Source organism: Streptomyces sp. P17 (assembly GCF_032436805.1).
Classification (GTDB): Bacteria; Actinomycetota; Actinomycetes; order Streptomycetales; family Streptomycetaceae; genus Streptomyces.
In genome coordinates, this window is the sequence record NZ_JAVRBF010000001.1 from 119,614 (window position 1) to 146,437 (window position 26,824).

Annotated in this window: 24 protein-coding genes; 16 read left to right on the forward strand and 8 right to left on the reverse strand. The window is 71.2% G+C overall.

Annotated elements, in window-relative coordinates:
- The first annotated feature begins 69 nt into the window (after positions 1 to 69).
- Together RMT89_RS00570 and RMT89_RS00575 are read left to right on the forward strand one after the other, a co-directional pair.
- Positions 70 to 657 carry a helix-turn-helix domain-containing protein gene (locus RMT89_RS00570; RefSeq protein ID WP_315881879.1) on the forward strand — a complete coding sequence of 196 codons (588 nt, stop codon included), beginning with the start codon at positions 70 to 72 and terminating at the stop codon, positions 655 to 657.
- Between the two features lie 24 nt (positions 658 to 681).
- Positions 682 to 1,932 carry an MFS transporter gene (locus RMT89_RS00575; RefSeq protein WP_399497379.1) on the forward strand — a complete coding sequence of 417 codons (1,251 nt, stop codon included), beginning with the start codon at positions 682 to 684 and terminating at the stop codon, positions 1,930 to 1,932.
- Positions 1,933 to 1,936: 4 nt separating this feature from the next.
- Here RMT89_RS00575 and RMT89_RS00580 read toward each other — a convergent pair whose 3' ends face one another.
- Positions 1,937 to 2,572: a TIGR03085 family metal-binding protein gene (locus RMT89_RS00580; RefSeq protein ID WP_315881880.1), complete on the reverse strand. Its 636-nt coding sequence runs from the start codon at positions 2,570 to 2,572 to the stop codon at positions 1,937 to 1,939.
- An 83-nt stretch (positions 2,573 to 2,655) separates the two neighbouring features.
- On the opposite strand from RMT89_RS00580, the gene hisI reads away from it, so the two are divergent.
- From hisI to lgt, 11 genes are all read left to right on the forward strand, one after another.
- On the forward strand, positions 2,656 to 3,048 hold the full coding sequence (gene hisI / locus RMT89_RS00585; RefSeq protein WP_315881881.1) for a phosphoribosyl-AMP cyclohydrolase: 393 nt from the start codon (positions 2,656 to 2,658) through the stop codon (positions 3,046 to 3,048).
- 11 nt (positions 3,049 to 3,059) lie between these two features.
- Positions 3,060 to 4,538 carry an anthranilate synthase component I gene (locus RMT89_RS00590; protein WP_315881882.1) on the forward strand — a complete coding sequence of 493 codons (1,479 nt, stop codon included), beginning with the start codon at positions 3,060 to 3,062 and terminating at the stop codon, positions 4,536 to 4,538.
- A 52-nt stretch (positions 4,539 to 4,590) separates the two neighbouring features.
- Positions 4,591 to 5,229, forward strand: coding sequence for a TIGR02234 family membrane protein (locus RMT89_RS00595; protein WP_315881883.1), 639 nt, complete (start codon positions 4,591 to 4,593; stop codon positions 5,227 to 5,229).
- Positions 5,230 to 5,328: 99 nt separating this feature from the next.
- Positions 5,329 to 5,577, forward strand: a complete 249-nt coding sequence (locus RMT89_RS00600) for an HGxxPAAW family protein (protein WP_315881884.1) — start codon at positions 5,329 to 5,331, stop codon at positions 5,575 to 5,577.
- Positions 5,578 to 5,634: 57 nt separating this feature from the next.
- The gene (locus RMT89_RS00605) at positions 5,635 to 6,072 is read left to right on the forward strand and encodes a DUF2752 domain-containing protein (RefSeq protein ID WP_315881885.1); all 438 of its coding nucleotides are present in this window, start codon (positions 5,635 to 5,637) and stop codon (positions 6,070 to 6,072) included.
- A 123-nt stretch (positions 6,073 to 6,195) separates the two neighbouring features.
- A complete protein-coding gene (gene trpC / locus RMT89_RS00610) occupies positions 6,196 to 7,005 on the forward strand; it encodes an indole-3-glycerol phosphate synthase TrpC (protein ID WP_315881886.1) in 810 nt (269 codons plus the stop codon).
- Between the two features lie 22 nt (positions 7,006 to 7,027).
- Entirely contained in the window at positions 7,028 to 7,270 is a 243-nt protein-coding gene (gene trpM / locus RMT89_RS45825) for a tryptophan biosynthesis modulator TrpM (protein WP_399497381.1), read from the forward strand.
- 59 nt (positions 7,271 to 7,329) lie between these two features.
- Positions 7,330 to 8,613 (forward strand): tryptophan synthase subunit beta, encoded by a 1,284-nt coding sequence (gene trpB, locus RMT89_RS00615; protein WP_315881887.1) that lies wholly within the window; start codon positions 7,330 to 7,332, stop codon positions 8,611 to 8,613.
- The gene (trpA, locus tag RMT89_RS00620; RefSeq protein ID WP_315881888.1) at positions 8,610 to 9,428 is read left to right on the forward strand and encodes a tryptophan synthase subunit alpha; all 819 of its coding nucleotides are present in this window, start codon (positions 8,610 to 8,612) and stop codon (positions 9,426 to 9,428) included. Before trpB ends, trpA begins: the two co-directional genes overlap by 4 nt.
- A 97-nt stretch (positions 9,429 to 9,525) precedes the next feature.
- Positions 9,526 to 10,302 (forward strand): thioredoxin domain-containing protein, encoded by a 777-nt coding sequence (locus RMT89_RS00625; protein WP_315881889.1) that lies wholly within the window; start codon positions 9,526 to 9,528, stop codon positions 10,300 to 10,302.
- A gap of 82 nt (positions 10,303 to 10,384) precedes the next feature.
- Complete coding sequence (gene lgt, locus RMT89_RS00630; protein ID WP_315881890.1) at positions 10,385 to 11,332, forward strand: prolipoprotein diacylglyceryl transferase; 948 nt, start codon at positions 10,385 to 10,387, stop codon at positions 11,330 to 11,332.
- A 260-nt stretch (positions 11,333 to 11,592) separates the two neighbouring features.
- Here the strand turns inward: lgt and RMT89_RS00635 are convergent, their stop codons facing one another.
- The 7 genes from RMT89_RS00635 to RMT89_RS00665 are packed head-to-tail and all read right to left on the reverse strand — an operon-like array spanning position 11,593 to position 19,302.
- Entirely contained in the window at positions 11,593 to 12,405 is an 813-nt protein-coding gene (locus RMT89_RS00635; protein WP_315881891.1) for a CoA ester lyase, read from the reverse strand.
- The gene (locus RMT89_RS00640; RefSeq protein ID WP_315881892.1) at positions 12,402 to 13,592 is read right to left on the reverse strand and encodes a CoA transferase; all 1,191 of its coding nucleotides are present in this window, start codon (positions 13,590 to 13,592) and stop codon (positions 12,402 to 12,404) included. The genes RMT89_RS00635 and RMT89_RS00640 overlap by 4 nt, the downstream gene beginning before the upstream one ends.
- The gene (gene rbsK, locus RMT89_RS00645) at positions 13,589 to 14,482 is read right to left on the reverse strand and encodes a ribokinase (protein ID WP_315881893.1); all 894 of its coding nucleotides are present in this window, start codon (positions 14,480 to 14,482) and stop codon (positions 13,589 to 13,591) included. The genes RMT89_RS00640 and rbsK overlap by 4 nt, the downstream gene beginning before the upstream one ends.
- A complete protein-coding gene (locus tag RMT89_RS00650) occupies positions 14,479 to 15,840 on the reverse strand; it encodes an ADP-ribosylglycohydrolase family protein (protein WP_315881894.1) in 1,362 nt (453 codons plus the stop codon). The genes rbsK and RMT89_RS00650 overlap by 4 nt, the downstream gene beginning before the upstream one ends.
- Positions 15,828 to 17,006: an ADP-ribosylglycohydrolase family protein gene (locus RMT89_RS00655; RefSeq protein WP_315881895.1), complete on the reverse strand. Its 1,179-nt coding sequence runs from the start codon at positions 17,004 to 17,006 to the stop codon at positions 15,828 to 15,830. Before RMT89_RS00655 ends, RMT89_RS00650 begins: the two co-directional genes overlap by 13 nt.
- 8 nt (positions 17,007 to 17,014) lie before the next feature.
- Positions 17,015 to 18,262, reverse strand: a complete 1,248-nt coding sequence (locus RMT89_RS00660; protein ID WP_315881896.1) for an ADP-ribosylglycohydrolase family protein — start codon at positions 18,260 to 18,262, stop codon at positions 17,015 to 17,017.
- A 14-nt stretch (positions 18,263 to 18,276) separates the two neighbouring features.
- Positions 18,277 to 19,302: an ADP-ribosylglycohydrolase family protein gene (locus tag RMT89_RS00665; RefSeq protein ID WP_315881897.1), complete on the reverse strand. Its 1,026-nt coding sequence runs from the start codon at positions 19,300 to 19,302 to the stop codon at positions 18,277 to 18,279.
- A 269-nt stretch (positions 19,303 to 19,571) separates the two neighbouring features.
- On the opposite strand from RMT89_RS00665, the gene RMT89_RS00670 reads away from it, so the two are divergent.
- The 3 genes from RMT89_RS00670 to RMT89_RS00680 all read left to right on the forward strand — a co-directional run bounded on the left by RMT89_RS00670 (position 19,572) and on the right by RMT89_RS00680 (position 26,753).
- Positions 19,572 to 20,303: a VIT1/CCC1 transporter family protein gene (locus RMT89_RS00670; RefSeq protein ID WP_315881898.1), complete on the forward strand. Its 732-nt coding sequence runs from the start codon at positions 19,572 to 19,574 to the stop codon at positions 20,301 to 20,303.
- A gap of 401 nt (positions 20,304 to 20,704) precedes the next feature.
- Positions 20,705 to 25,297, forward strand: a complete 4,593-nt coding sequence (gene gltB / locus RMT89_RS00675) for a glutamate synthase large subunit (RefSeq protein WP_315881899.1) — start codon at positions 20,705 to 20,707, stop codon at positions 25,295 to 25,297.
- The gene (locus RMT89_RS00680; protein ID WP_315881900.1) at positions 25,290 to 26,753 is read left to right on the forward strand and encodes a glutamate synthase subunit beta; all 1,464 of its coding nucleotides are present in this window, start codon (positions 25,290 to 25,292) and stop codon (positions 26,751 to 26,753) included. The genes gltB and RMT89_RS00680 overlap by 8 nt, the downstream gene beginning before the upstream one ends.
- Positions 26,754 to 26,824 lie beyond the last annotated feature (71 nt).

Sequence of the window (26,824 nt, forward strand, 5' to 3'; positions counted from 1 at the left end):
ATACAGATACAGAGGGGAAGTTGCGCAAAATTTGTTGCGCAACTTTTCCTTTGTATCTACGGTGAGGGCATGACAGACAAGAGGGACCGGCGGATCACCGACGTGGGCACGCTCAAGGCCCTGGCGCATCCCTTGCGCATGAAGCTGTACCGGCTGCTGCTCCTCGCCGGGACGGCGACCGCCTCACAGCTCGCCGGGCAGGTCGACGAGGCCGTCTCGCTGGTCAGCTACCACCTGCGCAAGCTGGCCGAGCACGGGCTGATCGAGGAGGCCGAGCCGGGAAGCGGGGACGGGCGGGAGCGCTGGTGGCAGCCCGCCTCGGACGGTGTCTCCATCCGCAGCGCGGACTTCCGGGACGCCCCGGAGAAGGTCGCGGCCCATGTGGCGGCCTCCCGGCTCTTCCAGGAACAGCGCGCCGAGATGTACCGGACCTACCTCGACGAGCGCGCCCACTGGGGCACGGAGTGGAACGCGGCCGTCGTCGACTCGGAGTCGCTGCTGCGGCTGACGGCCGGTGAACTGGCCGAGCTCAAACAGGAGTTGCTGGACGTGCTGAAGAAGTACGACGAGCAGGGGCGGGCCCGGGCGGCCGCCGGTGAGAGCGAGGGGCGCGAGCACATCGCCCTGCACATGTACGGCTTCCCGTTCCGCGTCTGACCTTCATCTGAGAGGCCCCCTCCCGTGACCGCCACGCTCATGGCCCCGCCCGCCGCCACAGCCCGCCCCGCCCACCGCGACGGCAACGTCCTGCGCTGGCTCGCCGCCTACACCTCCTCGATGATCGGCGACAGCGTGTACTACATCGCCCTGTCCTGGGCGGCCGTACAGGCGGGTTCGCCCTCGCAGGCCGGAGTGGTCATGGCGGTGAGCGCCGTGCCGCGAGCCCTGCTGATGCTCGGCGCAGGAGTGCTCGCCGACCGGCTCGGGCCGCGCCGGGTCGTGATCGGCAGCGACATCGTGCGCTGCGCTGCCGTGCTCGCGGTAGCGGCCCTGCTGTTCCTCACCAGCCCGGGGCTGTGGCCGCTGGCGGCGCTCGCGCTGGTCTTCGGCACCGTGGACGCGGTGTTCATGCCGGCCGTGGGGGCGCTCCCCGCGCGCGTGACGACGCGCGACCAACTCGCGCGCGTGCAGGGCATGCGGGGGCTTGCAATCCGCTTCGCGAGCGTGGTCGGCGGTCCGCTCGGCGGGCTCGGGGTGGCGGCCGGGGGAGCGGCGGCCGCGTTCGCGCTCGCCGGGCTGCTGATCATGGTGTCCGTGCCGCTGCTGATGGCCGTACGGATGCGGGAGCTGCCCGCCGACGACAAGACGGCCGCACAGGGCGGCACCGCCTGGCGCGATCTGGTGGCCGGACTCGGCTACATCCGCCACCACCGGGTGCTCGCCCCGCTGATGCTCGCCATCGCCCTGGGCGACCTCGGATTCGTCGGCCCGCTCAACGTCGGCCTGACCCTGCTCGCCGACGAGCGGGGCTGGGGCGCCTCGGGGATGGGCTGGGTGCTCGCCGGGTTCGGCGTCGGCGCCGGGGCCGCCTCCCTGCTGCTGACCGTGCGCGGGCGGCTGCCGCACGCCGGGCAGGTGGCGGGGTACGCCATCATCGCCGGGTCGGTCGCGATCGGCGCGCTGGCCTACGTGCCCACGGTGGGCGCGGCCGTCGGGGTCGCCCTGCTCGTCGGACTGCTCGCGGGGCTGAGCGGCGCCATGTGCGGGGCGCTGCTCCAGACCCAGGCGGAGCCGGCCTGCCTGGGCCTGGTCACGGCCGTGTCCTCACTGGCCAGCCTCGGGTTCGCCCCGCTGAGCATGCCGCTGTCCGCCGCCGCGATCGGCGTCTGGGGCACCGGCCCGGTCTTCGTGGTCAGCGCGGCGGTTTGCGGGCTCGGCGGGGTGATCGCGCTGGGCGTGCGCGACCTGCGCCGCGCCGAGCTCCCGCGGTGATCCCTCAGATCCCGAGCTGCTTGCCCTCGCCCAGCTTCGTGATCGCGTCCTTGTCGCCCTCCAGCTCCACCTCGGCCGCGTTCTGCCGGCCGTAGAGGAAGAGCAGCAGCTCCGACGGCTCACCCGTAGCGGTCACCACCGGCGTACCGCGCTGGGCGACCGCCGTCTGGCCGTCCGGGCGGCGCAGCACGAGGCCGGTCGGGGTGCCGCGGCCCATCAGGCGGGCGGTGCGCTCCAGACGGGACCACAGGGCGTCCTGGAAGACCGGGTCCAGCTCGCGGGGCGTCCAGTCGGGGCGGGCCCGGCGGACGTCCTCGGTGTGGACGTAGAACTCCACCGTGCTGGACATCTCCTCGACCTGCTTCAGCGAGAACGGCGAGAAGCGCGGTGGGCCGGTCCGGATCAGCTGGATCAGTTCCTCGTACGGCTTGTCCGCGAACTCCGCCATCACCCGCTCCAGACGGGCGGCGAGCGGCTTGATCAGGATGCCGCCGGCGGCATCGGGGCGGCGCTCGCGCACCACGACGTGCGCGGCGAGGTCGCGGGTGGTCCAGCCCTCGCACAGGGTCGGGGCGTCCGGGCCCTCGGCCTCCAGAAGGTCGGCCAGCAGAAGTCGTTCACGCTTGGCGAAAGTCGACATGCCGTCAGCCTACGACCACCCTCCGGGTCCGCCCAGTGGACACGGGACGGTCACTGTCAGTGCCGCGCGGCACAATTGCACTCATGACCACCAGCACGCCCCGTCAGCCCAGCCGACTGGACCCCGAGATCGCCGCCCGCCTCAAGCGCAGCGCCGACGGGCTCCTCCCCGCCATCGCCCAGCAGTACGACACCGGTGAGGTGCTCATGCTCGGCTGGATGGACGACGAGGCGCTGCATCGCACCCTGACCACCGGCCGCTGCACCTACTGGTCGCGCAGCCGCCGGGAGTACTGGGTCAAGGGCGACACCTCCGGCCACTTCCAATGGGTCAAGTCCGTCGCCCTCGACTGCGACGCCGACACCGTGCTCGTCCAGGTCGACCAGGTCGGCGCCGCCTGCCACACCGGCGCGCGCACCTGCTTCGACACCGACGTCCTGCTCAAGGATTCCGGCGTACCCGCCGGAGATCAGTAAGGTCACCGGCCATGGACCCTGAGACCTTCCGCAAGCTCGCCACCGACCGGCGCGTCATCCCGGTCACGCGCAAGCTCCTCGCCGACGGCGACACCCCGGTCGCGCTCTACCGCAAGCTCGCCGACGAACGTCCCGGCACCTTCCTGCTGGAGTCCGCGGAGAACGGCCGCTCCTGGTCCCGGTACTCCTTCGTGGGCGTCCGCTCGGCGGCCACGCTCACCGAGCGCGACGGTCAGGCGCACTGGCTCGGCGTCCCGCCCGTCGGCGTCCCCACCGACGGCGACCCGCTCGCCGCCCTGCGCGCCACCATCGAGGCCCTGCACACCCCGCACCAGGAGGGCATGCCGCCCTTCACCGGCGGCATGGTCGGCTACCTCGGCTACGACATCGTGCGCCGCCTGGAGAAGATCGGCCCCGGCGAGCGCGACGACCTGAAGCTGCCCGAGCTGACCATGCTCCTGACCAGCGACCTCGCGGTCATGGATCACTGGGAGGGCTCGGTCCTGCTGATCGCCAACGCGATCAACCACAACGACCTCGACACCGGCGTCGACGAGGCCTACGCCGACGCGGTCGCCCGCCTGGACGCCATGGAGGCGGACCTGTCCCGCGCGGTCGCCCAGCCCCCGGCCGTCCTCCCGCCCTCCGAACTGCCCGAGTACACCGCCCTGTGGGGCGGCGCGGACTTCCAGGCGGCCGTCGAGGACATCAAGGAGCGCATCCGGGCCGGCGAGGCCTTCCAGGTCGTCCCCTCCCAGCGCTTCGAAACGCCGTGCACGGCAAGCGCGTTGGACGTCTACCGGGTGCTGAGGGCGACCAACCCGTCGCCGTACATGTACCTGTTCCGCTTCGACGGCTTCGATGTCGTCGGCTCCTCCCCGGAGGCGCTGGTGAAGGTCGAGGACGGGCGGGCCATGGTCCACCCGATCGCCGGCACCCGGTGGCGCGGGGCCACCCCGCAGGAGGACCAGGCACTCGCCGACGACCTGCTCGCCGACCCCAAGGAGCGCGCCGAGCACCTCATGCTCGTCGACCTCGGCCGTAACGACCTCGGACGGGTCTGCGAGCCGGGCTCCGTGGAGGTCGTCGACTTCATGTCCATCGAGCGCTACTCGCACGTGATGCACATCGTCTCCACGGTGACCGGCAAGGTCGCGGAGGGCCGCACCGCCTTCGACGTCCTGACGGCCTGCTTCCCGGCGGGCACCCTCTCGGGCGCCCCGAAGCCCCGCGCGATGCAGATCATCGACGAACTGGAACCGTCCCGGCGCGGAATGTACGGCGGCTGCGTCGGCTACCTCGACTTCGCGGGCGACTCCGACACCGCCATCGCGATCCGCACGGCGCTGCTGCGCGACGGCACCGCCTACGTCCAGGCCGGCGCCGGAATCGTCGCCGACTCCGACCCGCTCGCGGAGGACACCGAGTGCCGCAACAAGGCCGCGGCGGTGCTGCGCGCGGTGCACACGGCGAACCGGCTCGGGCAATAGGGCGCTTCTCATACGAACCCCGGGTGACGGTTCGCCCGGGGTGCAGGCGATAGTGGAGTACGTGACTGCCGTACCTCACCCCCGTTCCGAAGCCGCAGGGTCCGCCCGGGCCGGCCGCCTCAGCCTCGCTGTCGCCCTGCTGTCCGGCGCCCTCGGCGCGGCCGTGACGCTGCTGGCCACCCGTCAACGGTGGTCGGAGGGCAGCGCGACCGTGGCGGGCGGCGAATTCCCCCTCACTGCGAGCGGAAGTGACGTCACGGGCGTGCCCGCGTCGCTCGCCATAGTGGGCCTCGCCGCGCTGGTCGCCGTCTTCGCCGTCCGCAGATTCGGCCGCGTGTTCGTCGCGGGGCTGCTCGCGCTGTCGGGCGCAGGGACGGTCGCCGCGTCGCTGATCGGCGCGGGTGACAGTTCCGCGCTGGACGAGAAGGCGGCGCGGGCCACGGGGGACACCGCTGCGGCGGTGGCTTCCCTCAGTCACACCGCGTGGCCGTATGTCGCGGCTGTCGGCGGGGTGCTGATGCTGATCGCCGGGTTGCTCGCACTGCGGTACGCGTCGGTGTGGCCGGCGATGTCGAGCCGGTACGAGCGTTCGGGGGCGCCCCGGCCCCGTAAGGCTCCGGTGGTTGATCCTGACCGGCCCGAGGACCTGTGGAAGGCGCTCGACCGGGGTGAGGACCCTACCGGGGCATGACTCGCGAAGGACCCCCGGAACACCTCACACGCGCGCGTGCGGGACAATGTCGCTGAGCGTCCGGCTCAGAGACTTACACACAGCAACGAGGAGCAAGTCATGGCGGGCAGCAGCCACGGTCACACCCCGGCCGCCTGGACCGGTGTCACAATCGCCTTCATCGGTTTCTGCGTCGCGGGCGCCTTCATGGTGCTGGCCAACCCGGTGGGCTTCTGGGCCGGCATGGGTGTCGTGGTCCTCGGTGGCATCGTCGGCTGGATCATGAAGATCATGGGTCTCGGCATGCCGAAGGAGGCGGGCAAGCCGCACTTCGAGAAGCGTGGCGAGCCTGCCGGCGCCAAGAGCTGACGCGTACGACATTCTGAGGGGCGGCCCGGAGCCGCCCTTCAGGCGTTTTGGGGCAGAATGCAAGGCGTGAACGCTGACAGCCGGAGGGTGACGCACCAGGGCACCGCAGCGCGGCTCGCCGTACCCGCCGGGGTGCTCGCGGCCGTCGTAGCGGCTTTCGTCTACGTCGGCACCGTCGACCCGCGCGAGCCCGGCCACTACCCGGCCTGCCCCCTCCTCCAGCTGACCGGCCTGTACTGCCCGGGCTGCGGCGGACTGCGCAGCGCCTATGCCTTTGTGCACGGGGACCTCGCGGCGGCTCTCCAGAGCAACGCGGTGGCCGTACTGGGCTATCTGGCCTTCGCCGTGCTGTGGACCGTCTGGGTGGTCCGCGCGGTACGCGGACGACCGCTGCGGCTCGATCCCGGCCCGGTCGGGCTGTGGACGGTGGGCGCGTTGCTGCTGGTCTTCACGGTTGTCCGGAACCTGCCCTTCGGTGGCTGGCTGCATCCTTGATCAATTGACGAACGTCCAGGTAGTGGGACCGCCGTCAACCGGATGCGAGGCCTACGCCTTCCTCCGGATACCATCGCAGTGACCACCGGTTTTCGTCATCGCATCGGGAAGGGGGCCGCTCGCGTGAGTGTGCTCGACGAGATCATCGACGGAGTCCGTGCCGACCTCGCGGAGCGGCAGGCGCGCGTCAGCCTCGACGAGCTCAAGGAGCGCGCGGCGAAGGCTCCCGCGGCCAAGGACGGGGTCGCCGCGCTCAAGGGCGAGGGCGTCAAGGTGATCTGCGAGGTCAAGCGGTCCAGCCCCTCCAAGGGCGCGCTGGCCGCGATCGCCGACCCGGCCGGACTCGCCGCGGACTACGAGGCGGGCGGCGCGGCCGTCATCTCCGTACTGACCGAGCAGCGGCGCTTCGGCGGCTCGCTGGCCGACCTGGAAGCGGTCCGCGCGCGCGTGGACATCCCGGTCCTGCGCAAGGACTTCATCGTCACGTCGTACCAGCTGTGGGAGGCCCGCGCGTACGGCGCCGACCTCGCGCTGCTGATCGTCGCGGCCCTCGACCAGTCGGCCCTGGAGTCGCTGATCGAGCGCGCGGTGTCCATCGGCCTGACCCCGCTGGTCGAGGTGCACGACGAGGACGAGGTCGAGCGCGCCGTGGACGCGGGCGCCAAGATCATCGGCGTCAACGCCCGCAACCTCAAGACCCTTGAGGTCGACCGCGGCACCTTCGAGCGCGTCGCCCCCGAGGTCCCGGCCGGCGTCGTCAAGGTGGCCGAGTCCGGCGTACGCGGCCCGCACGACCTCATCGCCTACGCCAACGCCGGCGCCGACGCGGTCCTGGTGGGCGAGTCCCTCGTCACCGGCCGCGACCCCAAGTCGGCGGTGGCGGACCTGGTGGCAGCGGGCGAGCACCCGGCATTGCGGCACGGGCGCGGCTGATCTTTCGATAGGCTTTGGCGCGATGACTCTCACGACGGCAACCACGGACAGGTACGCCCGCCTCGCGCGCGGCTGCCGCCCCCGTGGCTGCCGCGCCCCCGCACGCAGGGTGCACGGCCGTCGCGTGCGGTACGTCATCGGAGACGAGCCGGGACAGGTGAACGGACGTCGATGGCAGCGCCCCGATAGGGGCGCGGGGCTCTGTCCAATTTGCGGCTACCGCCGCGCGGGCGTGACCAGCCACAACGGTCTCGCAGCGAACTGACCATCTCCGCCCCCACGGCGAATAGTGCACTCAACACACACTCACCGTGAGGTTTCCGCATGCCCAGCGAGTTCTTCATCCCTGACCCCGACGGTCAAGTACCCAGCGCCGAAGGTTACTTCGGGGCATTCGGCGGCAAGTTCATCCCGGAGGCCCTCGTCGCCGCCGTGGACGAGGTCGCCGTCGAGTACGACAAGGCCAAGCACGACCCCGAGTTCGCCCGTGAACTGGACGACCTGCTCGTCAACTACACGGGCCGCCCTTCGGCGCTCACCGAGGTCCCCCGTTTCGCGGAACACGCGGGCGGCGCGAGGATCTTCCTCAAGCGCGAGGACCTCAACCACACCGGCTCGCACAAGATCAACAACGTGCTCGGCCAGGCCCTGCTCACCAAGCGCATGGGCAAGACCCGCGTCATCGCCGAGACCGGCGCCGGCCAGCACGGCGTAGCGACGGCGACGGCCTGCGCCCTGTTCGGCCTCGACTGCACCATCTACATGGGCGAGATCGACACCCAGCGCCAGGCCCTCAACGTGGCCCGGATGCGCATGCTCGGCGCCGAGGTCATCGCCGTGAAGTCCGGCAGCCGCACGCTGAAGGACGCCATCAACGAGGCCTTCCGCGACTGGGTCGCCAACGTCGACCACACCCACTACCTCTTCGGTACGGTCGCCGGCCCGCACCCCTTCCCGGCCATGGTCCGCGACTTCCACCGCGTCATCGGCGTGGAGGCCCGCCGCCAGCTCCTGGAGCGCGCCGGACGGCTGCCCGACGCCGCCGTCGCCTGCGTCGGCGGCGGCTCCAACGCCATCGGCCTCTTCCACGCCTTCATCCCCGACGCGGACGTACGCCTCATCGGCTGCGAGCCCGCCGGCCACGGCGTCGAGACCGGCGAGCACGCGGCCACGCTGACCGCGGGCGAGCCGGGCATCCTGCACGGTTCGCGGTCGTACGTCCTCCAGGACGACGAAGGCCAGATCACCGAGCCGTACTCGATCTCGGCCGGTCTGGACTACCCGGGCATCGGGCCCGAGCACTCCTACCTCAAGGACAGCGGCCGCGCCGAGTACCGCGCGGTCACCGACGACGCCGCCATGCAGGCGCTGCGTCTGCTGTCGCGCACCGAGGGCATCATCCCGGCCATCGAGAGCGCCCACGCGCTGGCCGGGGCCCTGGAGGTCGGCCGTGAGCTGGGCAAGGGCGGGCTGATCGTGGTCAACCTGTCCGGCCGTGGCGACAAGGACATGGACACGGCCGCCCGCTACTTCGGCCTGTACGACACCGACGCCGAGGTCGCGGCGAACGCCGCCGACACCGCCGAGATCGAGGGGGACGCCAAGTGAGCGGGAACATTCAGCTGCTGTCCGACACCCTCGCCGCCGCCAAGGCGGAGGGGCGTTCGGCGCTCATCGCCTACCTCCCGGCCGGATTCCCGACCGTGGACGGCGGTATCGAGGCGATCAAGGCCGCCTTCGAGGGCGGCGCGGACGTCGTGGAGGTCGGTCTGCCGCACAGCGACCCCGTCCTCGACGGTCCCGTCATCCAGACCGCCGACGACATCGCCCTGCGCGGCGGGGTCAGGATCGCGGACGTCATGCGCACGGTCCGCGAGACCTTCGAGGCCACCGGCAAGCCGGTGCTCGTGATGACGTACTGGAACCCCATCGACCGCTACGGCGTCGAGCGGTTCACCGCCGAGCTCGCGGAGGCGGGCGGCGCCGGGTGCATCCTGCCCGACCTGCCGGTGCAGGAGTCGGCGCTGTGGCGGGAGCACGCCGAGAAGCACGGGCTCGCGACCGTCTTCGTGGTGGCGCCGAGCAGCAAGGACGAGCGGCTCGCGCAGATGGCCGCGGTGGGCAGCGGGTTCGTCTACGCGGCCTCGCTGATGGGCGTCACCGGCACGCGCGAGTCGGTCGGCGCGCAGGCGCAGGACCTGGTCGAGCGCACCCGCGGCACCGGCACCGGGTTGCCCGTCTGCGTCGGGCTCGGTGTCTCCAACGCCGCGCAGGCGGCCGAGGTCGCCGGATTCGCCGACGGGGTGATCGTGGGCTCGGCCTTCGTGAAGCGGATGCTGGACGCGCCGGACCACGCGGCCGGCATCGAGGGCGTCCGGGCGCTCGCCGGTGACCTGGCGAAGGGCGTGCGCGGGCAGGCGTAGATCTCGTCCTCGGACGGGGCGTTTCGCATGGGTCACTCGAACGGGTGGACCTGGGACCGGGGAGGCGCTGGGCGCCTCCCCGGTTCGTTTCCGGGGTGTGAGCGAGAAGAACCGTGAGGGAAAGCGCACCGCCCGGGAGCGGATGGCGGCAGAGCGAGAGAAGCAGAAGGCAGCGGAGAAGCGACGGCGCGCGCTGATCGTCGGCGCGAGCGTCGTCTGCGTGCTGGCGCTCGCGGCGGTGATCGGCGTGATCGCCGCCAATGCCGGCAAGGACGACGACAGCGAATCCGCAGGGACCGTCGTCGCGCCCTCGGGCGCCCAGGGCGAGGACAGCCTGGCGATCCCGGTCGGCAAGGACAGCGCCAAGTCGACCCTCGTCGTCTGGGAAGACTTCCGATGCCCGGCCTGTAAGGCCTTCGAGGCCGCCTACCGCTCGACGATCCATGAGCTGACCGGCGCGGGCCAGCTCAGGGTGGAGTACCGCCTCGTGACGATCATCGACGGCAATCTGGGCGGCACCGGCTCCCGCAACGCCGCCAACGCGGCGGCCTGCGCCCAGGACGTCGGAAAGTTCGTCGACTACCACGACGTGCTCTACCAGAACCAGCCCACCGAGACCGACGACGCCTTCGCCGACAACAGCAAGCTCTTCGAGCTGGCGGCCAAGGTCGAAGGACTGGACACGCCCGCGTTCCGCACCTGTGTGGAGAAGGGCACGCACAACAGCTGGGTCGAGAAGTCGAACGCGGCCTTCCGCAGTGGTGGCTTCACCGGCACGCCGACCGTGCTGCTCGACGGCAAGAACATCTACCAGGACCAGTCGATGACGCCCGAGAAGCTGAAGCAGCAGGTGCAGGAGGCGGCCCAGGGATGAGGCGCGAGGGCCCGCCCGTTATGGAGCCGTAGCCGGGCCGCCTGACGCGTGCCCCGCTCGGCAGGGTAGCGTCGACCTTGCCATGGAACTTGCCTACATTCCCAGCCCGTCGCGCGGAGTGATCCACCTCGGCCCCATTCCGCTGCGAGGCTACGCGTTCTGCATCATCATCGGCGTCTTCGTCGCCGTCTGGCTCGGCAACAAACGCTGGATCGCCCGCGGCGGCCGGGCCGGCACGGTGGCCGACATCGCGGTATGGGCCGTACCCTTCGGCCTGGTCGGCGGGCGCCTCTACCACGTGATCACGGACTACCAGCTGTACTTCAGCGAGGGCCGTGACTGGGTGGACGCCTTCAAGATCTGGGAGGGCGGCCTCGGCATCTGGGGCGCCATCGCCTTCGGCGGGCTCGGCGCGTGGATCGGCTGCCGGCGCCGGGGCATCCCGATGCCCGCGTACGCCGACGCCGTCGCCCCCGGTATCGCCCTCGCCCAGGCCATCGGCCGCTGGGGCAACTGGTTCAACCAGGAGCTGTACGGCAAGGCCACGGACCTGCCCTGGGCCGTGGAGATCACGTCCTCCTCGGACGGGCGGGTGCCCGGGACGTACCACCCGACCTTCCTGTACGAGTCGCTGTGGTGCATCGGCGTCGCGCTGCTCGTCATCTGGGCCGACCGTCGGTTCAAGCTGGGGCACGGGCGGGCGTTCGCGCTGTATGTCGCGGCGTACTGCGTGGGCCGGTTCTGGATCGAGTACCTGCGCGTCGACAAGGCCCACGAAATCCTGGGCCTGCGGCTGAACAACTGGACCGCGCTGTTCGTGTTCCTGCTGGCGGTGCTCTACTTCGTGCTCTCCGCGAAGAAGCGGCCCGGGCGGGAAGCGGTCGTGGAGCCGGGTGCGGCGGACTCCGGCGGTTCGGCCGACGCCGAAGAGGACGCTTCGCAGGAGAAGGCCGACACCGAGTCCTCCGAGGTTTCCTCGGACATGGAGGACGATGCCAACGACGAGGCGGGGTCGGCGAAGAAGGGCTGACAAGTCTTCGTACGACGGTGAGGGCGCTCGGAGCTTTCCGGGCGCCCTTTGTCGTACCTAGGGGGTGTTTTGAAAGTCCCGCACAGCACCCACGGCGCCCGGCACGCACCCTCGCCGCACCGGCCAAAGACCCAAGTACGTCCAGTACGAGGGCCTTCGTCCGGCACGCCGAGGGCACGCACCGAACACCGCGGGCACCGCACAGGACTTTCAAAACACCCCCTAGTGCCGCGACGGGGCGAACGTTGCCTGTCGCGGCACTAGCCTCGGCGGTGGGCCAGGGACAGGGTGCGCTGCGCCGCTGCCACCACCGCCGCGTCGATGAAGGTGCCGTCCTGCAGGGCCTGGGCGCCCTCGTTTCGCGTTGCCGCCTTGATGATGGTTTCCGCTCGCTCCAGTTCCTCCTCCGTGGGGAGGTAGGCCCGTTCGATGACGGGTAGTTGGCGGGGGTGGATGGCCGCGCGGCCCAGGAAGCCGAGGGCGCGGCCGTGGGCGCAGGTCGCTGCCAGGCCCGCCAGGTCGCGGATGTCGGGGTGGACCGACTGGGGTGGGGGCGGGAGCCCGGCCGCCCTGGCCGCGACGATCACTCGCGAGCGGGGCCAGTCCAGGGCCGCGTCGGTGCGAGCGCCGAGGTCGGCTTTGAGGTCCGCCTCGCCCAGGGCGATGCCGCACACGGCGGGATGGGCCCTGGCCACGGCGTACGCGTGCTCGATGCCCAGGGCCGATTCCAGGAGGGCGTACAGGGGGTGGGAGGTGGACCGCGCCACCCGCCGGATCTGGTCGGGGGACGTGACCTTGGGCAGACGCAGGGCCGATACCCCCGGGAGGTGGGCCAGGGCCTTCAGGTCCGCTGCCGCCAGGGGGCCGTCCAGGGCGTTCACCCGGACGTGCACCGGGAGCGGTTGCGGGTCGGAGAGGAACTCGGCCGTGGCGGCTCGGGCGTACTCCTTGCGGTCGGGGGCCACCGCGTCCTCCAGGTCGACCACCACCACGTCCGCCCCGGCCAGCAGGGCCTTGGCGACGAGGTGCGGGCGGTCGGCGGGGGCGTACAGCCAGGTCAGGGGCGTCGTCATACGGCGCCTTCCGTGCGCAGGGCCGCTACCTCCGCCGGGGTCAGGCCCAGTTCGGTGAGCACCTCGTCCGTGTCGGCGCCGTGCGGGCGGCCGGTCCAGCGGATCGCGCCGGGGGTGTCCGAGAGGCGGAAGAGGACGTTCTGCATACGCAGCGGACCGAGCTCGGGGTCGTGGACCGTGGTGATGGTGTCGAGGGCCTGGTACTGCGGGTCCGTCATCACCTCCCGTACGTCCTGGATGGGGGCGACCGCCGCTTCCGCCTTCTCGAAGGCCGCGACGACCTCGTCGCGGGTGCGCTCGGCGATCCAGTCCCCGACCGCCCGGTCGAGGATGTCGGCGTGGCGGGCCCGGTCGGCGCCCGTGGCGAACCACGGCTCGTCGATCAGGTCGGGCCTGCCCACCAGGCGCATCACGCGTTCCGCCACCGACTGGGCCGAGGTGGAGACGGCGACCCACCTGCCGTCCGCGGTGCGGTAGGTGTTGCGCGGGGCGTTGTTCGCGGAGCGGTTGCCGGTGCGCTGCTGGACGTAGCCGAGCTGGTCGTACCAGGTGGGCTGGGGGCCGAGGACCGACAGCATCGGCTCGATGAGGGCGAGGTCGACGACCTGGCCCTCGCCGGTGCGCTCGCGGGCGGCGAGCGCGGTGAGCACGGCGTACGCCGTCGCCAGGCCCGCGATCGAGTCGGCGAGGCCGAACGGCGGGAGCGTCGGGGGCGCGTCCGGTTCGCCGGTGAGCGCGGCGAAGCCGCTCATCGCCTCGGCGAGGGTGCCGAAGCCGGGGCGGTGGGCGTACGGCCCGAACTGGCCGAAGCCGGTGACGCGGGTGAGGACGAGACGGGGGTTGGCGGCCGACAGTTCGGGCCAGCCGAGGTCCCATTTCTCCAGGGTGCCGGGGCGGAAGTTCTCGATGATCACGTCCGCGGTGGCGGCGAGGCGCAGCAAAGTGGCGCGACCGCCCGGGGTCGACAGGTTCAGGGTGATCGTGCGTTTGTTGCGGCCGAGGTGCTTCCACCACAGGCCGATGCCGTCCTTGGCGGGGCCGTGACCGCGGGATGGGTCGGGCTTGGTGGGGTGCTCGACCTTGATGACCTCCGCGCCGAAGTCGCCGAGCGCCGTGGCGGCGAGCGGTCCGGCGAAGAGGGTGGCGAGGTCGAGGACGCGCAGGCCGTGGAGGGGTGCTTGGCTCATGACGTGTACTGCGCCTCGATCTCCGGGCGGTACGGCATCGACTCCGAGGCCCCGGGCCGCTGCACCGACAGCGCCGACGCGGCGGCCGCCCACGCCAGCGCGTCCGGCATCGGGCGGCCCTCGGCGAGCGCCACCGCGAGCGTGCCGGCGAAGGTGTCGCCGGCGCCGGTGGTGTCCACGGCGGTGACCTGGGGCGCGGGGACCATGAGCGGTTCGGCGCCGCGGGCCGCGTACAGGCTGCCCGCCGCGCCCAGGGTGACGACGACCTCCGGGACCTCGTCGAGCAGGGCGAGGGCCGCGGTGCGCGGGTCGGTGCGGCCGGTGAGGGTGGCGGCCTCGTGTTCGTTGGGGAGCAACAGGTCGGTGGCGTTGAGGAGATCGACGGGCAGCGGCTGGGCGGGGGCCGGGGTGAGGATCGTACGGACTCCGTGGGCGCGGGCCGCCAGGGCGCCCGCGAGGACGGCGTCGAGCGGGATCTCCAGCTGGAGCAGCAGTGCGTCGGCGGAGGCGATGAGGCCCTCGTCGCCGGGGGCGAGATGGTCGACGGTGCCGTTGGCGGCGGGGATCACCACGATCGCGTTGCCGCCGTGGTCGTCGACGACGATGTGGGCGGTGCCGGAGGGGCCTTCCGTGGTGCGCAGATGGTCGGTGTCGACACCGGAGTGTTCGAGGGTGGAGCGCAGCCGGGTGCCGAAGGAGTCGTTGCCGACGGCGCCGATCATCGAGACGGTGGCGCCCGCGCGGGCCGCGGCGATGGCCTGGTTGGCGCCCTTGCCGCCGGGGATCGTACGGAACTCGCGGCCGGTGACCGTCTCTCCGTGCTGGGGGGCCTTCTCGACGAAGGCGACGAGGTCCATGTTGGTGCTGCCGAGTACGGCGATATGGGTCATGGGCGGAGTGCCTCCCGGTGGGTGAGGTGGGCCAGGGTGTCGAAGCCGGTGCCGTTGAAGTCGCCGACGGAGGTGGACAGGCGGTTCTTGAGCGGGTCCGTCCAGTGGTCGGGGAGGGCGTCGGGGTGTCCCGCGAGGAGCCCGGCGATGCTGCCGGCCGTGGCGCCGTTGGAGTCGGTGTCCCAACCGCCGGAGACGGCACGGGAGATGGAGCCGGTGAAGTCGCCGTCGGCGTGAGCGAGGGCGGCGGTGATCAGGGCGGTGTTGGGGATGGCGTGGACCCAGTGGGTTTCGGCGTGGACGGCGTGGAGTTCGTCCACGACCGCGTCGAAGTCGTCGTGTTTCTGGGCCAGTTGTACGGCGTGGTGGACGGCCTGGGCGAGGCGGGAGGCCGGGGGGACGACCGTGAGGCCGGTGGCCAGGCAGGTGTGGATGTTCCCGGTGCCGGTCGCTGCCTGGGCGATGGTGGCCGCGATGAACATCGCCGCGTAGACGCCGTTGGCGGTGTGGGTGAGGGTGGCGTCCTTGTGGGCCTGTTCCGCCGCTGCCGCCGGGTTTCCCGGGTTGGTCCAGCCGTGCATGTCGGCGCGGATCAGGGCGCCGATCCATTCGCGGAAGGGGTTGCGGTGGGCGGCTGTGCGTGGGGGTTCCAGGCCGGAGAGGAGGTTGCGGTAGGCGATGCGTTCCGCGGTGAAGGTGCGGCCGGCGGGGAGTTCGTTCAGCCAGAGCTCCGCTACGTCCGTGGTGGTGAAGTCTCTTCCGTGGCGTTGGAGGAGGAGCAGGTTGAGGAGGGGGTAGTTGAGGTCGTCGTCCTCGGGCATGCCGTCGATGTTCTCGGCGAGGGAGGTGGTTGCCGAGCGGCGGTTCCAGGGGTGTTGGGAGAGGAGGCCTTCTGGGACGCCCTTGGCGGTGAAGTAGGTGGTGGGAGGCCAGTTGCCGGTGGGTTCGGCGAGGGCGCGGATGGCGGCCAAGGGGAGTTTCTCCACTGGTTTGCCCAGGAGGCATCCGGCTGCTCTGCCCAGCCAGGCGGCTTCGAGGCCGGCCTGGGTGGGGGGTGCTGTGGGAGTGGGATCGTTCGGCCAGTTCGGGCACCGGGACTTGATCTTCTCCAGGTCCGTCGGCTCGTGGTCCTTCACCTTGCTCGGCAGGTCCGCCAGTTCGTCCAGCAGGTCGTTTGCCAGCAGGCGGAGGTAGCGCGACGCCGGGTCGGGGGACGCGCCTGCGCTCCGTGGGGCCTCCAAGCCTCCCGCCGCCTTCCAGCGCGCCGCGATTCTCGACGGTTCCCGGCCGTCCTGGGCCGCCTGGCGCAACTCGTGGCCGATCAGGTCCTCCGGCTGGACCCACGTCAGGCGGAGCATGCCGGGGCTCCGAGGTGGGTGAGCGCCTGTTCGTGGGCGCGGCGGCGGCGTACGTCCTGTTCGAAGATCTCGCGGGTCACCTCGGTCAGCGTGCGTGCCGGTTCCCACAGGTCCAGGCGGCTGGCGTCGGCCACCTGTTTCGACCAGTCCTCGGGGACCGGGTGGCCCAGGGCGCCGGAGAGGGCGCCTGCCATCGTGGCGATGGAGTCGCAGTCGCGGCCGTAGTTCACCGAGCCGAGGACTGCCTGGCGGTAGTCGCCCGCCGACAGCAGCAACATGCCCAGGGCGATGGGGAGTTCCTCGATCGCGTGCAGGCGGGACGGGCGGCGGGCGCCGAGGGACGGGGAGCGGTAGTCGGGGCCCACCGTGTCGTACGGGGCCACCGCTTGGCGCAGCGGCGTCAGGACCGACTCGAACTCGCTGTGCTGGGCCGCTTCTTCGCAGACCTTCTCGATCGCCTCGCGTGTGCCGTCCTTCGCCAGGGACAGGCACGTGGCGATCACCGAGTCCGGGGTCGCCCCGGGGGTGCAGGCCGCCGAGACCGCCGCCGCGAAGACTCCCGCGGCCTCACGGCCGTACGACGACTGGTGCGCGCCCGCGATGTCGAGCGCCTCGGCGTAGGCGGCGGGTGGGTTGGCCGCGTTGACGAGGCCCACGGGGGCCATGTACATCGCGGCGCCGCAGTTCACGATGTTGCCGGTGCCGGCTTCTCGGGGGTCCGCATGGCCGTAGTGGAGGCGGGTCACCAGCCATTTCTCGGCGAGGAAGATGCGCTGCAGAGGGAGAGCCTCGGATTCGAGTTCGGGGATCCAGCGCGGGTTCGTCATCAGGTCCGGGACCAGGTGGTCGGCGACGGCGTAGGCGTCGAGGTGGTCGCGGACGGTGGCGTAGACCCTGATCAGCGCGTGGGTCATCAAGGTGTCGTCGGTGACGTGGCCGTCGCCCTTGTGGTACGGCGCGATGGGGCGGGCCGTGCGCCAGGCGTCGCCGTTCCAGGGGCCGACGATGCCGTGGACGCGGCTGCCGTGGCGTTCGACGATCTGGTCGGGGGAGTAGCCCTCGACCGGGCCGCCCAGGGCGTCCCCGACGGCGGCTCCGACGAGTGCTCCGGTGATCCGGTCGTCCAGGCTCGCCTCTTTGTTGCTTTCTGGAGCTTTGGGCTTCATGTGGCGAATCATCCTCCTGCCCCGGCCGGTTGCGTGGCTTCGAGGAGTTCGGCGAGTTCCACGAGGTCCGTGCCGGTGAGGCGGGGGAGGGCGCAGCCGGAGAGGGTGCGGCAGGAATCGCGCCAGGAGGCGGGGATCGCGGCGCCGCCGCCGAGGGCGCCGGTGAGGGCGCCGACGAGGGCGGGGGCGGAGTCGGCGACCCGGGAGAGGCAGGCTGCGGCGGGGACGGCTTCGGCGATGCGGCCGTGCGCGGCGGTGGTGAGGGCGAGGGCGACCGGGACGGTTTCGGCTGCTGCGATGCCGTAGCTGTAGACGTGGTCGACGATCTGGTGTTCCAGGTGGGGGATGAGTTCGAAGGCGCCGGCCGCCTCGTCGGCGAGGGTGAGGGCGTGGCGGGCGTTGCGGCCGATCTCGGTCTCGGGCGGGAGTTCTTCGAGGGCGGCTTCGACGCAGGTGGCCGGGTCGGCGCCGGCGAGGGCCAGGGCGAGGGCCGCGGCCATGGCGCGGGCGCCGTGGACTCCGTCGCCGTCCTGGGTGTAGTGGGCGTCGAACTCGGCCAGTTCCGCGGCGAGTTGGGGGTCGCCGGGGTGGGCCACCGCCAGAACGCAGGCCCGGATGCAGGCCGCGTCGTCGAAGTAGTGGGGGTTGTCGTGGCCGGTGGCGGGTGGGCGCAGGCCGGTGGCGAGGTTGCCGAGGCCCGCGCGGACGGAGATGCGGGCGCGGAGGGGGAGGACCGCGGATTCGACCTCGGGGGCGCGGTCCGCTGCTGCGGCCACCTCGCTGGCTACGGCGTTCCAGGTGAGGTCGATGGCCGCGCGCATGCGGCGGTGGCGGCTGAGGTCGCCGAGGGCTGTGTCGTCGCCTGCTCTCAGTACGGCTTCTGCGGCGAAGGCTGCCCATTCCGCGTCGTCCGAGGGGCCGAGGCGGAGGGGCTCGGGGGGTTGGTTCAGGGCGATGGGGACGGGGAGGGTGGTGGTGGCGTTCTGTTCGGCGAAGGTGTCGAGTTCGCGGGTGAGGCGGCGGGTCCATTCCGGCATGCGGGCGGCTCGGTGGCGGGCGGCGGGCCAGCCGGCGGCGTCGCCCGCGGCGAGGCCCAGCAGGAGGCCTTCGGTTCTGCGGGGGGTGTGCGCCCCCGCCGCCCCTACCCGTCCCTTCCCCAGGGGCGCTGCCCCTTCGACCCCGCCAGGGGGCTCCGCCCCCCGGACCCCCGTCGGCCCTGAAGGGGCCTCGTCCTCGAACGCCGGACGGGCTGACATGCCTGGCCTGAGTGTCACTGTTCCCCCTCCGCCGCCAGTACGTAGTCGCCCGGCGTCAGCAGGTCCGCCACGTCCAGTACGTGGTGGCCGCGCATCGCCGGCAGGCAGGTGCCGCGGGCCGGGCCGATGGCCGTTGCCCACTCCGCCGGGATCGATGACGCGCCCTCTGTCGCTCCTGCCAGGGCGCCTGCCACTGCCGCCGTCGTGTCCGCGTCCCGGCCCATGTTCACCGCTGTCAGGACCGAGTGGACGAAGTCGCCGTCCGCCGCCGCGTAGGCGCCGAAGGCCAGGGCCACCGCCTCGGGGGCCAGGTCGGTCCAGGGATAGCCGCCGACGACCACCGCGGAGCGGACCGCTCGTTCGCCTCGGTGGGCCACCGCCACCGCCCGGCGCAGGGAGCGGGCCGTCCAGGAGTCGTCGGGGACCACCGCCAGGGCCGAGGCCACTACCGCGATCGTGGGGGCGCCCGCCATCGCCGCCGCCACTCCCGCCGCCACCGCCTGACCGCCGTAGATGCCCTCGCCGTCATGGCTCACCGAGCCGTCGATCGCCACCAGGCGGGCCGCCTCGGCCGGGCGGCCGGCGGCGAAGACGCCGAAGGGGGCCGCGCGCATGGCCAGGCCGTCGCTCCAGGCGTGGCGGTGCTGCGCGGAGATGGGGGCCGCCAGGCCCCGGCGGAGGTTCTCCAGGGTGCCGCGCTCGCTGAAGCCGGCGCCCCGGAACGGGCCCTCGTCGCGGTCCGCGATCCACTCGTGCCAGGCCGCCTCCACATGCGCCGGTGTCAGCGCCGAGCCGTGGCGGGCCAGCAGCAGGCCGGAGAAGATCGCGTACTCCGTGTCGTCCGTGCCGGAGGGGGTGTCGACGACGTAGCCCGTGATCCGGCCCCAGCGGGCTCGGATTTCTGATGGCTTCATGTTTTCCGCCGGGGCTCCCAGCGCGTCTCCTACCGCCAGGCCCAGCAGCGCGCCCCGCGCCCGGTCGCGGAGTTCGGCGGCGTCCCCCGGCGCCGGGACCGAGGGGATGCAGGCGATCGATGCCATACGCGGCCTCTCCTCCGGGGCTCCCAGGGCGCGGAGCCCTTTGCGGATGTGTCCCACGGGAGGGGGGCGGGAGAGCCTCACCCGCCTCAGCGTCACCCGGTCGACATCTGTGCGCTCCATCTATCGAATGAGCGCCTAAATGGAAATCTGCAGGTTAGACCAGCCTTTCCTTGCTGGCGGCGATGAAATGTACGACGTAGATTGGTGGTTGTCGAAGAATAGAAGTTGTCTAAACATAGCCTTTCCTAAGTCCGAGGGGGACCAGCGACATGGCCATCATCGAGACCGAGGCCGCACTCCACGAGGCGCACCGCGACAACCACACCCACCGCGATGTGAACGGCGGCTGGCTGCGCCCCGCTGTCTTCGGTGCCATGGACGGACTCGTCTCCAACCTCGCCCTGATGACCGGTGTCGCCGGTGGGCAGGTCAGTCATCAGACCGTGGTGCTGACCGGGCTCGCCGGGCTTGCCGCCGGCGCCTTCTCCATGGCCGCCGGCGAGTACACCTCCGTAGCCTCGCAGCGCGAGCTCGTCGAGGCCGAGCTGGATGTCGAGCGGCGGGAGCTGCGCAAGCATCCGGAGGACGAGGAGGCGGAGCTGGCCGCTCTGTATCGGGCGCGCGGGGTCGACGCCCATCTCGCCGGCGAAGTCGCCCGGCAGCTCTCCCGGGATCCCGAGCAGGCCCTGGAGATACACGCCCGCGAGGAACTCGGGATCGATCCGGGCGACCTGCCCTCGCCGACCGTCGCCGCCGTTTCCTCCTTCGGCTCCTTCGCGGTCGGCGCCCTGCTCCCCGTACTGCCCTATCTGCTCGGCGCGACCGCGCTGTGGCCCGCCGTGCTGCTCGCGCTGTCCGGGCTCTTCGGCTGCGGTGCCGTCGTGGCCCAGGTGACCGCGCGCACCTGGTGGTACAGCGGTTTGCGGCAACTTGCCCTGGGTGGTGCCGCGGCCGGTGTGACGTACGCCCTGGGCAGCCTGTTCGGAACGGCCGTAGGATAGCGCGACTGGAACTTATGCGTTGGGCCGCATAAGTAGCCGTTACTCGCTGGTTTCGAATGCTTAACCACCGGGCATGAGCCGTAAGCGCTGTGGGCAATGGTGCCTGCCGCGCACCTGTGCGAGGTGAGCGACGACGCCCTCCTCGTCACCGTCCGACAGGCACCGATCTGATCGATCTTGTCCCTGCCGGGCCCCATCACTTTCGGCCGCTCTTCGCGGCCTTGCCGCCACCCCGCGGCGTCCGCATGCTGGAACGGAGTATCCGGTTCCCGAGAACCGCTCCATCATGTAACCTGCACGAAATTTTGATCTCAGCGCGGTTCCCAGCGCAGATCACCCGCAGAGGGCCAACGTCGTCCCTCGGCACCTGCTAAATGCCACTGACGACGACGGGAGAGCCGATGCGTACGCCGCGCCAGCCGTCCCAGCATTCCGCGAATGGCCAGAACTGGTCGTTCATGGATGCTCGCCCTGCTGCGCAGGGTATGTACGACCCCCGCAACGAGCACGACGCCTGTGGCGTCGGCTTCGTGGCCACCCTCACCGGCGAGGCGAGCCACGCGCTGGTCGAGCAGGCGCTCACGGTTCTGCGCAACCTGGAGCACCGCGGTGCCACCGGCTCCGAGCCCGACTCGGGTGACGGCGCGGGCATCCTGTCCCAGGTGCCGGACGCCTTCTTCCGCGAGGTGGCCGGATTCGAGCTGCCTGCGGCCGGTGCGTACGCCGTCGGTATCGCCTTCCTGCCGGAGGACGGGACCGAGGACGCCGTCTCACAGATCGAGACGATCGCCGTCGAGGAGGGCCTTACCGTCCTCGGCTGGCGTGAGGTTCCCGTCGCTCCCGAACTGCTCGGCGCCACCGCCCGTTCGACGATGCCCGCCTTCCGGCAGATCTTCGTCGGCGACGGCGTCTCGGAGGACATCGACCTCGACCGCAAGGCCTTCGTGCTGCGCAAGCGCGCCGAGCGCGAGGCCGGCGTCTACTTCCCGTCGCTGTCCGCCCGCACGATCGTGTACAAGGGCATGCTGACCACCGGCCAGCTGGAGCCCTTCTTCCCGGACCTGTCCGACCGCCGCTTCGCCTCCGCGATCGCGCTCGTGCACTCCCGGTTCTCCACGAACACCTTCCCGTCGTGGCCGCTCGCCCACCCGTACCGCTTCGTCGCGCACAACGGTGAGATCAACACCGTCAAGGGCAACCGCAACTGGATGCGGGCCCGTGAGTCGCAGCTCGTCTCCGAGCTGGTCGGTACGGAGAAGCTGGGGCGGATCTTCCCGGTCTGCACGCCGGACGCCTCCGACTCCGCCTCCTTCGACGAGGTCCTCGAACTCCTGCACCTGGGCGGCCGTTCGCTGCCGCACTCCGTGCTGATGATGATCCCGGAGGCGTGGGAGAACCACGACTCCATGGACCCGGCCCGGCGCGCCTTCTACCAGTTCCACGCCACGATGATGGAGCCCTGGGACGGCCCGGCCTGTGTCACCTTCACCGACGGCAAGCAGGTCGGCGCGGTCCTGGACCGCAACGGCCTTCGCCCCGGCCGCTACTGGGTCACCGACGAGGGCCTGGTCGTCCTCGGCTCCGAGGTCGGCGTCCTCGACATCGACCCCTCCAAGGTCGTCCGCAAGGGCCGGCTGCAGCCCGGCAGGATGTTCCTCGTCGACACCGTCGAGCACCGCATCATCGAGGACGACGAGATCAAGGCCCAGCTCGCCGCGGAGGCGCCCTACGCGGAGTGGCTTGAGGCCGGCGAGATCGAGCTGTCCGACCTGCCCGAGCGCGAGCACATCGTGCACACGCACGCCTCGGTCACCCGCCGCCAGCAGACCTTCGGTTACACCGAGGAGGAGCTGCGGATCATCCTGGCGCCGATGGCCAAGTCGGCCGCCGAGCCGATCGGTTCGATGGGCACCGACTCGCCGATCGCCGCGCTGAGCGAGCGTCCGCGCCTGCTCTTCGACTACTTCACCCAGCTGTTCGCGCAGGTCACCAACCCGCCGCTGGACGCCATCCGCGAGGAGCTGGTCACCTCGCTGCGCTCCTCGCTCGGTCCGCAGGGCAACCTGCTGGAGCCGACGGCCGCGTCCTGTCGTAGCGTCACGCTGCCGTTCCCGGTGATCGACAACGACGAGCTGGCCAAGCTCATCCACATCAACGCCGACGGCGACATGCCCGGCTTCAAGGCCGCGACCCTGTCCGGCCTGTACCGCGTCTCCGGCGGCGGTGACGCCCTCGCCGCGCGCATCGAGGAGATCTGCGCCGAGGCCGACGCCGCCATCGAGAACGGCGCCCGCCTGATCGTCCTGTCGGACCGCCACTCCGACGCCGAGCACGCGCCGATCCCCTCGCTGCTGCTCACCGCGGCCGTCCACCACCACCTCATCCGCACCAAGCAGCGCACCCAGGTGGGCCTGCTGGTCGAGGCCGGTGACGTCCGCGAGGTCCACCACGTCGCCCTGCTCATCGGCTTCGGCGCCGCGGCGGTCAACCCGTACCTGGCGATGGAGTCGGTGGAGGACCTGGTCCGCGCCGGCACCTTCCTGCCCGGTATGGAGCCCGAGCAGGCCATCCGCAACCTGATCTACGCCCTGGGCAAGGGTGTTCTGAAGGTCATGTCGAAGATGGGCATCTCCACCGTCGCCTCCTACCGGGGCGCCCAGGTCTTCGAGGCCGTCGGTCTTGACCAGGCCTTCGTGGAGAAGTACTTCAACGGCACCGCCACCAAGATCGGCGGCGTCGGCATCGACGTCATCGCCAAGGAGGTCGCCGCCCGCCACGCCAAGGCGTACCCGGCCTCCGGCATCGCCCCGGCGCACCGCGCGCTGGACATCGGCGGCGAGTACCAGTGGCGCCGTGAGGGCGAGCCGCACCTGTTCGACCCGGAGACGGTCTTCCGTCTCCAGCACTCGACGCGCACCGCGCGCTACGACATCTTCAAGAAGTACACGGACCGGGTGAACGAGCAGTCCGAGCGCCTGATGACGCTCCGCGGCCTGTTCGGCTTCAAGTCGGACCGTCAGCCGATCTCCATCGACGAGGTCGAGCCGGTCTCCGAGATCGTCAAGCGCTTCTCCACGGGCGCCATGTCGTACGGCTCCATCTCCAAGGAGGCGCACGAGACCCTCGCCATCGCCATGAACCAGCTGGGCGGCAAGTCCAACACCGGTGAGGGCGGCGAGGACGCGGACCGGCTGTACGACCCGGCGCGGCGTTCGTCGATCAAGCAGGTCGCCTCCGGCCGCTTCGGCGTGACCTCCGAGTACCTGGTCAACGCCGACGACATCCAGATCAAGATGGCCCAGGGCGCCAAGCCCGGTGAGGGCGGTCAGCTGCCCGGCCACAAGGTGTACCCGTGGGTCGCCAAGACGCGTCACTCGACGCCGGGCGTGGGCCTGATCTCCCCGCCGCCGCACCACGACATCTACTCCATCGAGGACCTGGCCCAGCTGATCCACGACCTGAAGAACGCGAACCCGCAGGCGCGGATTCACGTCAAGCTGGTCTCCGAGGTCGGCGTCGGCACGGTCGCGGCGGGTGTGTCCAAGGCGCACGCGGACGTGGTCCTGATCTCCGGCCACGACGGTGGTACGGGTGCGTCGCCGCTGACCTCGCTCAAGCACGCCGGTGGTCCTTGGGAGCTGGGCCTCGCCGAGACCCAGCAGACCCTGCTGCTCAACGGCCTGCGCGACCGCATCGTCGTGCAGACCGACGGTCAGCTCAAGACCGGCCGTGACGTGGTCATCGCCGCGCTGCTCGGCGCCGAGGAGTTCGGTTTCGCGACCGCGCCGCTCGTCGTCTCCGGCTGCGTCATGATGCGCGTCTGCCACCTGGACACCTGCCCGGTCGGCATCGCCACCCAGAACCCGACGCTGCGCGACCGGTTCTCCGGCAAGGCCGAGTACGTCGTGAACTTCTTCCGGTTCATCGCCGAGGAGGTCCGCGAGATCCTCGCCGAGCTGGGCTTCCGCTCCATCGAGGAGGCCGTCGGCCACGCCGAGGCGCTCGACGTGACCCGCGCGGTCGACCACTGGAAGGCGCAGGGCCTGGACCTGGCCCCGCTGTTCCATGTGCCCGAGCTGCCCGAGGGCGCGGTCCGCCACCAGCTGATCGAGCAGGACCACGGCCTGGAGAAGGCGCTCGACAACGAGCTGATCAAGCTCGCCTCCGACGCCCTCGCCGCGGACTCCGCCACCGACGCCCAGCCGGTGCGCGCCCAGGTCGCCATCCGCAACATCAACCGCACGGTCGGCACCATGCTCGGCCACGAGGTGACGAAGAAGTTCGGTGGCGCGGGCCTGCCCGACGACACCATCGACATCACCTTCACCGGCTCGGCCGGCCAGTCCTTCGGCGCCTTCCTCCCGCGCGGTGTCACGCTGCGCCTGGAGGGCGACGCCAACGACTACGTCGGCAAGGGCCTCTCCGGCGGCCGGGTGATCGTCCGTCCCGACCGGGGCGCCGACCACCTCGCCGAGTTCTCCACGATCGCGGGCAACACCATCGCGTACGGCGCGACCGGCGGCGAGCTGTTCCTGCGCGGCCGGACCGGTGAGCGGTTCTGCGTCCGCAACTCCGGCGCGACCGTCGTATCCGAGGGCGTGGGCGACCACGGCTGCGAGTACATGACCGGCGGTCACGCGGTGGTGCTCGGCGAGACGGGCCGTAACTTCGCGGCCGGTATGTCGGGCGGTGTCGCCTACGTCATCGACCTCGACCGCGACAACGTCAACGTCGGCAACCTCGACGCGATCGAGGCGCTGGCGGACGAGGACCGGCAGTGGCTGCACGGCGTGGTGCGCCGCCACGCCGAGGAGACCGGCTCGACGGTCGCCGAGAAGCTGCTCGCGGACTGGGACACGTCCGTGGAGCGCTTCAGCAAGATCATCCCCAGCACGTACAAGGCAGTGCTCGCCGCCAAGGACGCCGCCGAGCGAGCCGGTCTCTCCGAGACCGAGATCACCGAGAAGATGATGGAGGCGGCGACCAATGGCTGATCCCAAGGGCTTTCTCAACCACGGCCGCGAGGTCGCCAAGTCCCGCCCGGTCGAGGAGCGACTCCGCGACTGGAACGAGGTCTACGTCCCCGGCTCCCTGCTGCCGATCATCAGCAAGCAGGCCAGCCGCTGCATGGACTGCGGTATCCCGTTCTGCCACAACGGCTGTCCGCTCGGGAACCTGATCCCGGAGTGGAACGACTACGCCTACCGCGAGGACTGGTCGGCCGCGCAGGAGCGGCTGCACGCGACCAACAACTTCCCGGAGTTCACCGGTCGCCTCTGCCCGGCCCCCTGTGAGTCGGCGTGTGTGCTCGGCATCAACCAGCCGGCCGTCACCATCAAGAACGTCGAAGTCTCCATCATCGACAAGGCGTGGGAGACCGGTGACGTCGCCCCGCAGGCGCCCGAGCGCCTGTCCGGCAAGACGGTCGCGGTGATCGGCTCGGGCCCGGCGGGCCTGGCCGCCGCCCAGCAGCTCACGCGGGCCGGCCACACCGTCGCCGTCTACGAGCGCGCGGACCGTGTCGGCGGCCTTCTCCGCTACGGCATCCCCGAGTTCAAGATGGAGAAGCGGCACATCAACCGCCGTATCGAGCAGATGCGCGCGGAGGGCACCCGCTTCCGGACCGGTATCGAGATCGGCCGTGACCTCAAGGCGACCGACCTGAAGAAGCGGTACGACGCGGTCGTCATCGCCGCCGGTGCCACCACCGCCCGTGATCTGCCCGTCCCCGGGCGGGAGTTGACCGGCATCTACCAGGCCATGGAGTACCTGCCGCTGGCCAACAAGGTGCAGGAGGGCGACTACGTCACCGCGCCGATCTCGGCCGAGGGCAAGCACGTCGTCGTCATCGGCGGCGGCGACACCGGCGCCGACTGCGTGGGCACCGCCCACCGCCAGGGCGCGGCCTCGGTGACGCAGCTGGAGATCATGCCCCGCCCGAACGACGAGCGGAACAACGTCTCCCAGCCGTGGCCGACCTTCCCGATGCTCTACAAGGTCACCTCCGCGCACGAGGAGGGCGGCGAGCGGGTCTACTCCGTCTCGACGACCCACTTCGAGGGCGACGAGGACGGCAACGTCCAGTGGCTGCACCTCACCGAGGTGGAGTTCATCGAGGGCAAGCTGACCCCGAAGCCGGGCACCGAGCGGAAGATCCCCGCCCAGCTGGTGACCCTCGCCATGGGCTTCACCGGTACGGACCGCGAGAACGGCCTCGTGGACCAGTTCGGCCTGGACCTCGACGAGCGCGGCAACATCGCCCGTGACGCCGAGTTCCAGACCAATGTGCCGGGCGTGTTCGTCGCCGGTGACGCGGGCCGCGGTCAGTCGCTGATCGTGTGGGCCATCGCCGAGGGCCGCTCCGCCGCCCGTGGCGTGGACCGCTTCCTGACCGGCGCCAGCGATCTGCCGGCCCCGGTCCGCCCGACCGACCGGGCCCTGATGGTCTGACGGTCCCCCGAGGACCGCTCAAGAGACGTCCCGTACAAAGGCGTACGGAACACTGATGGCGCCTGCCCCTT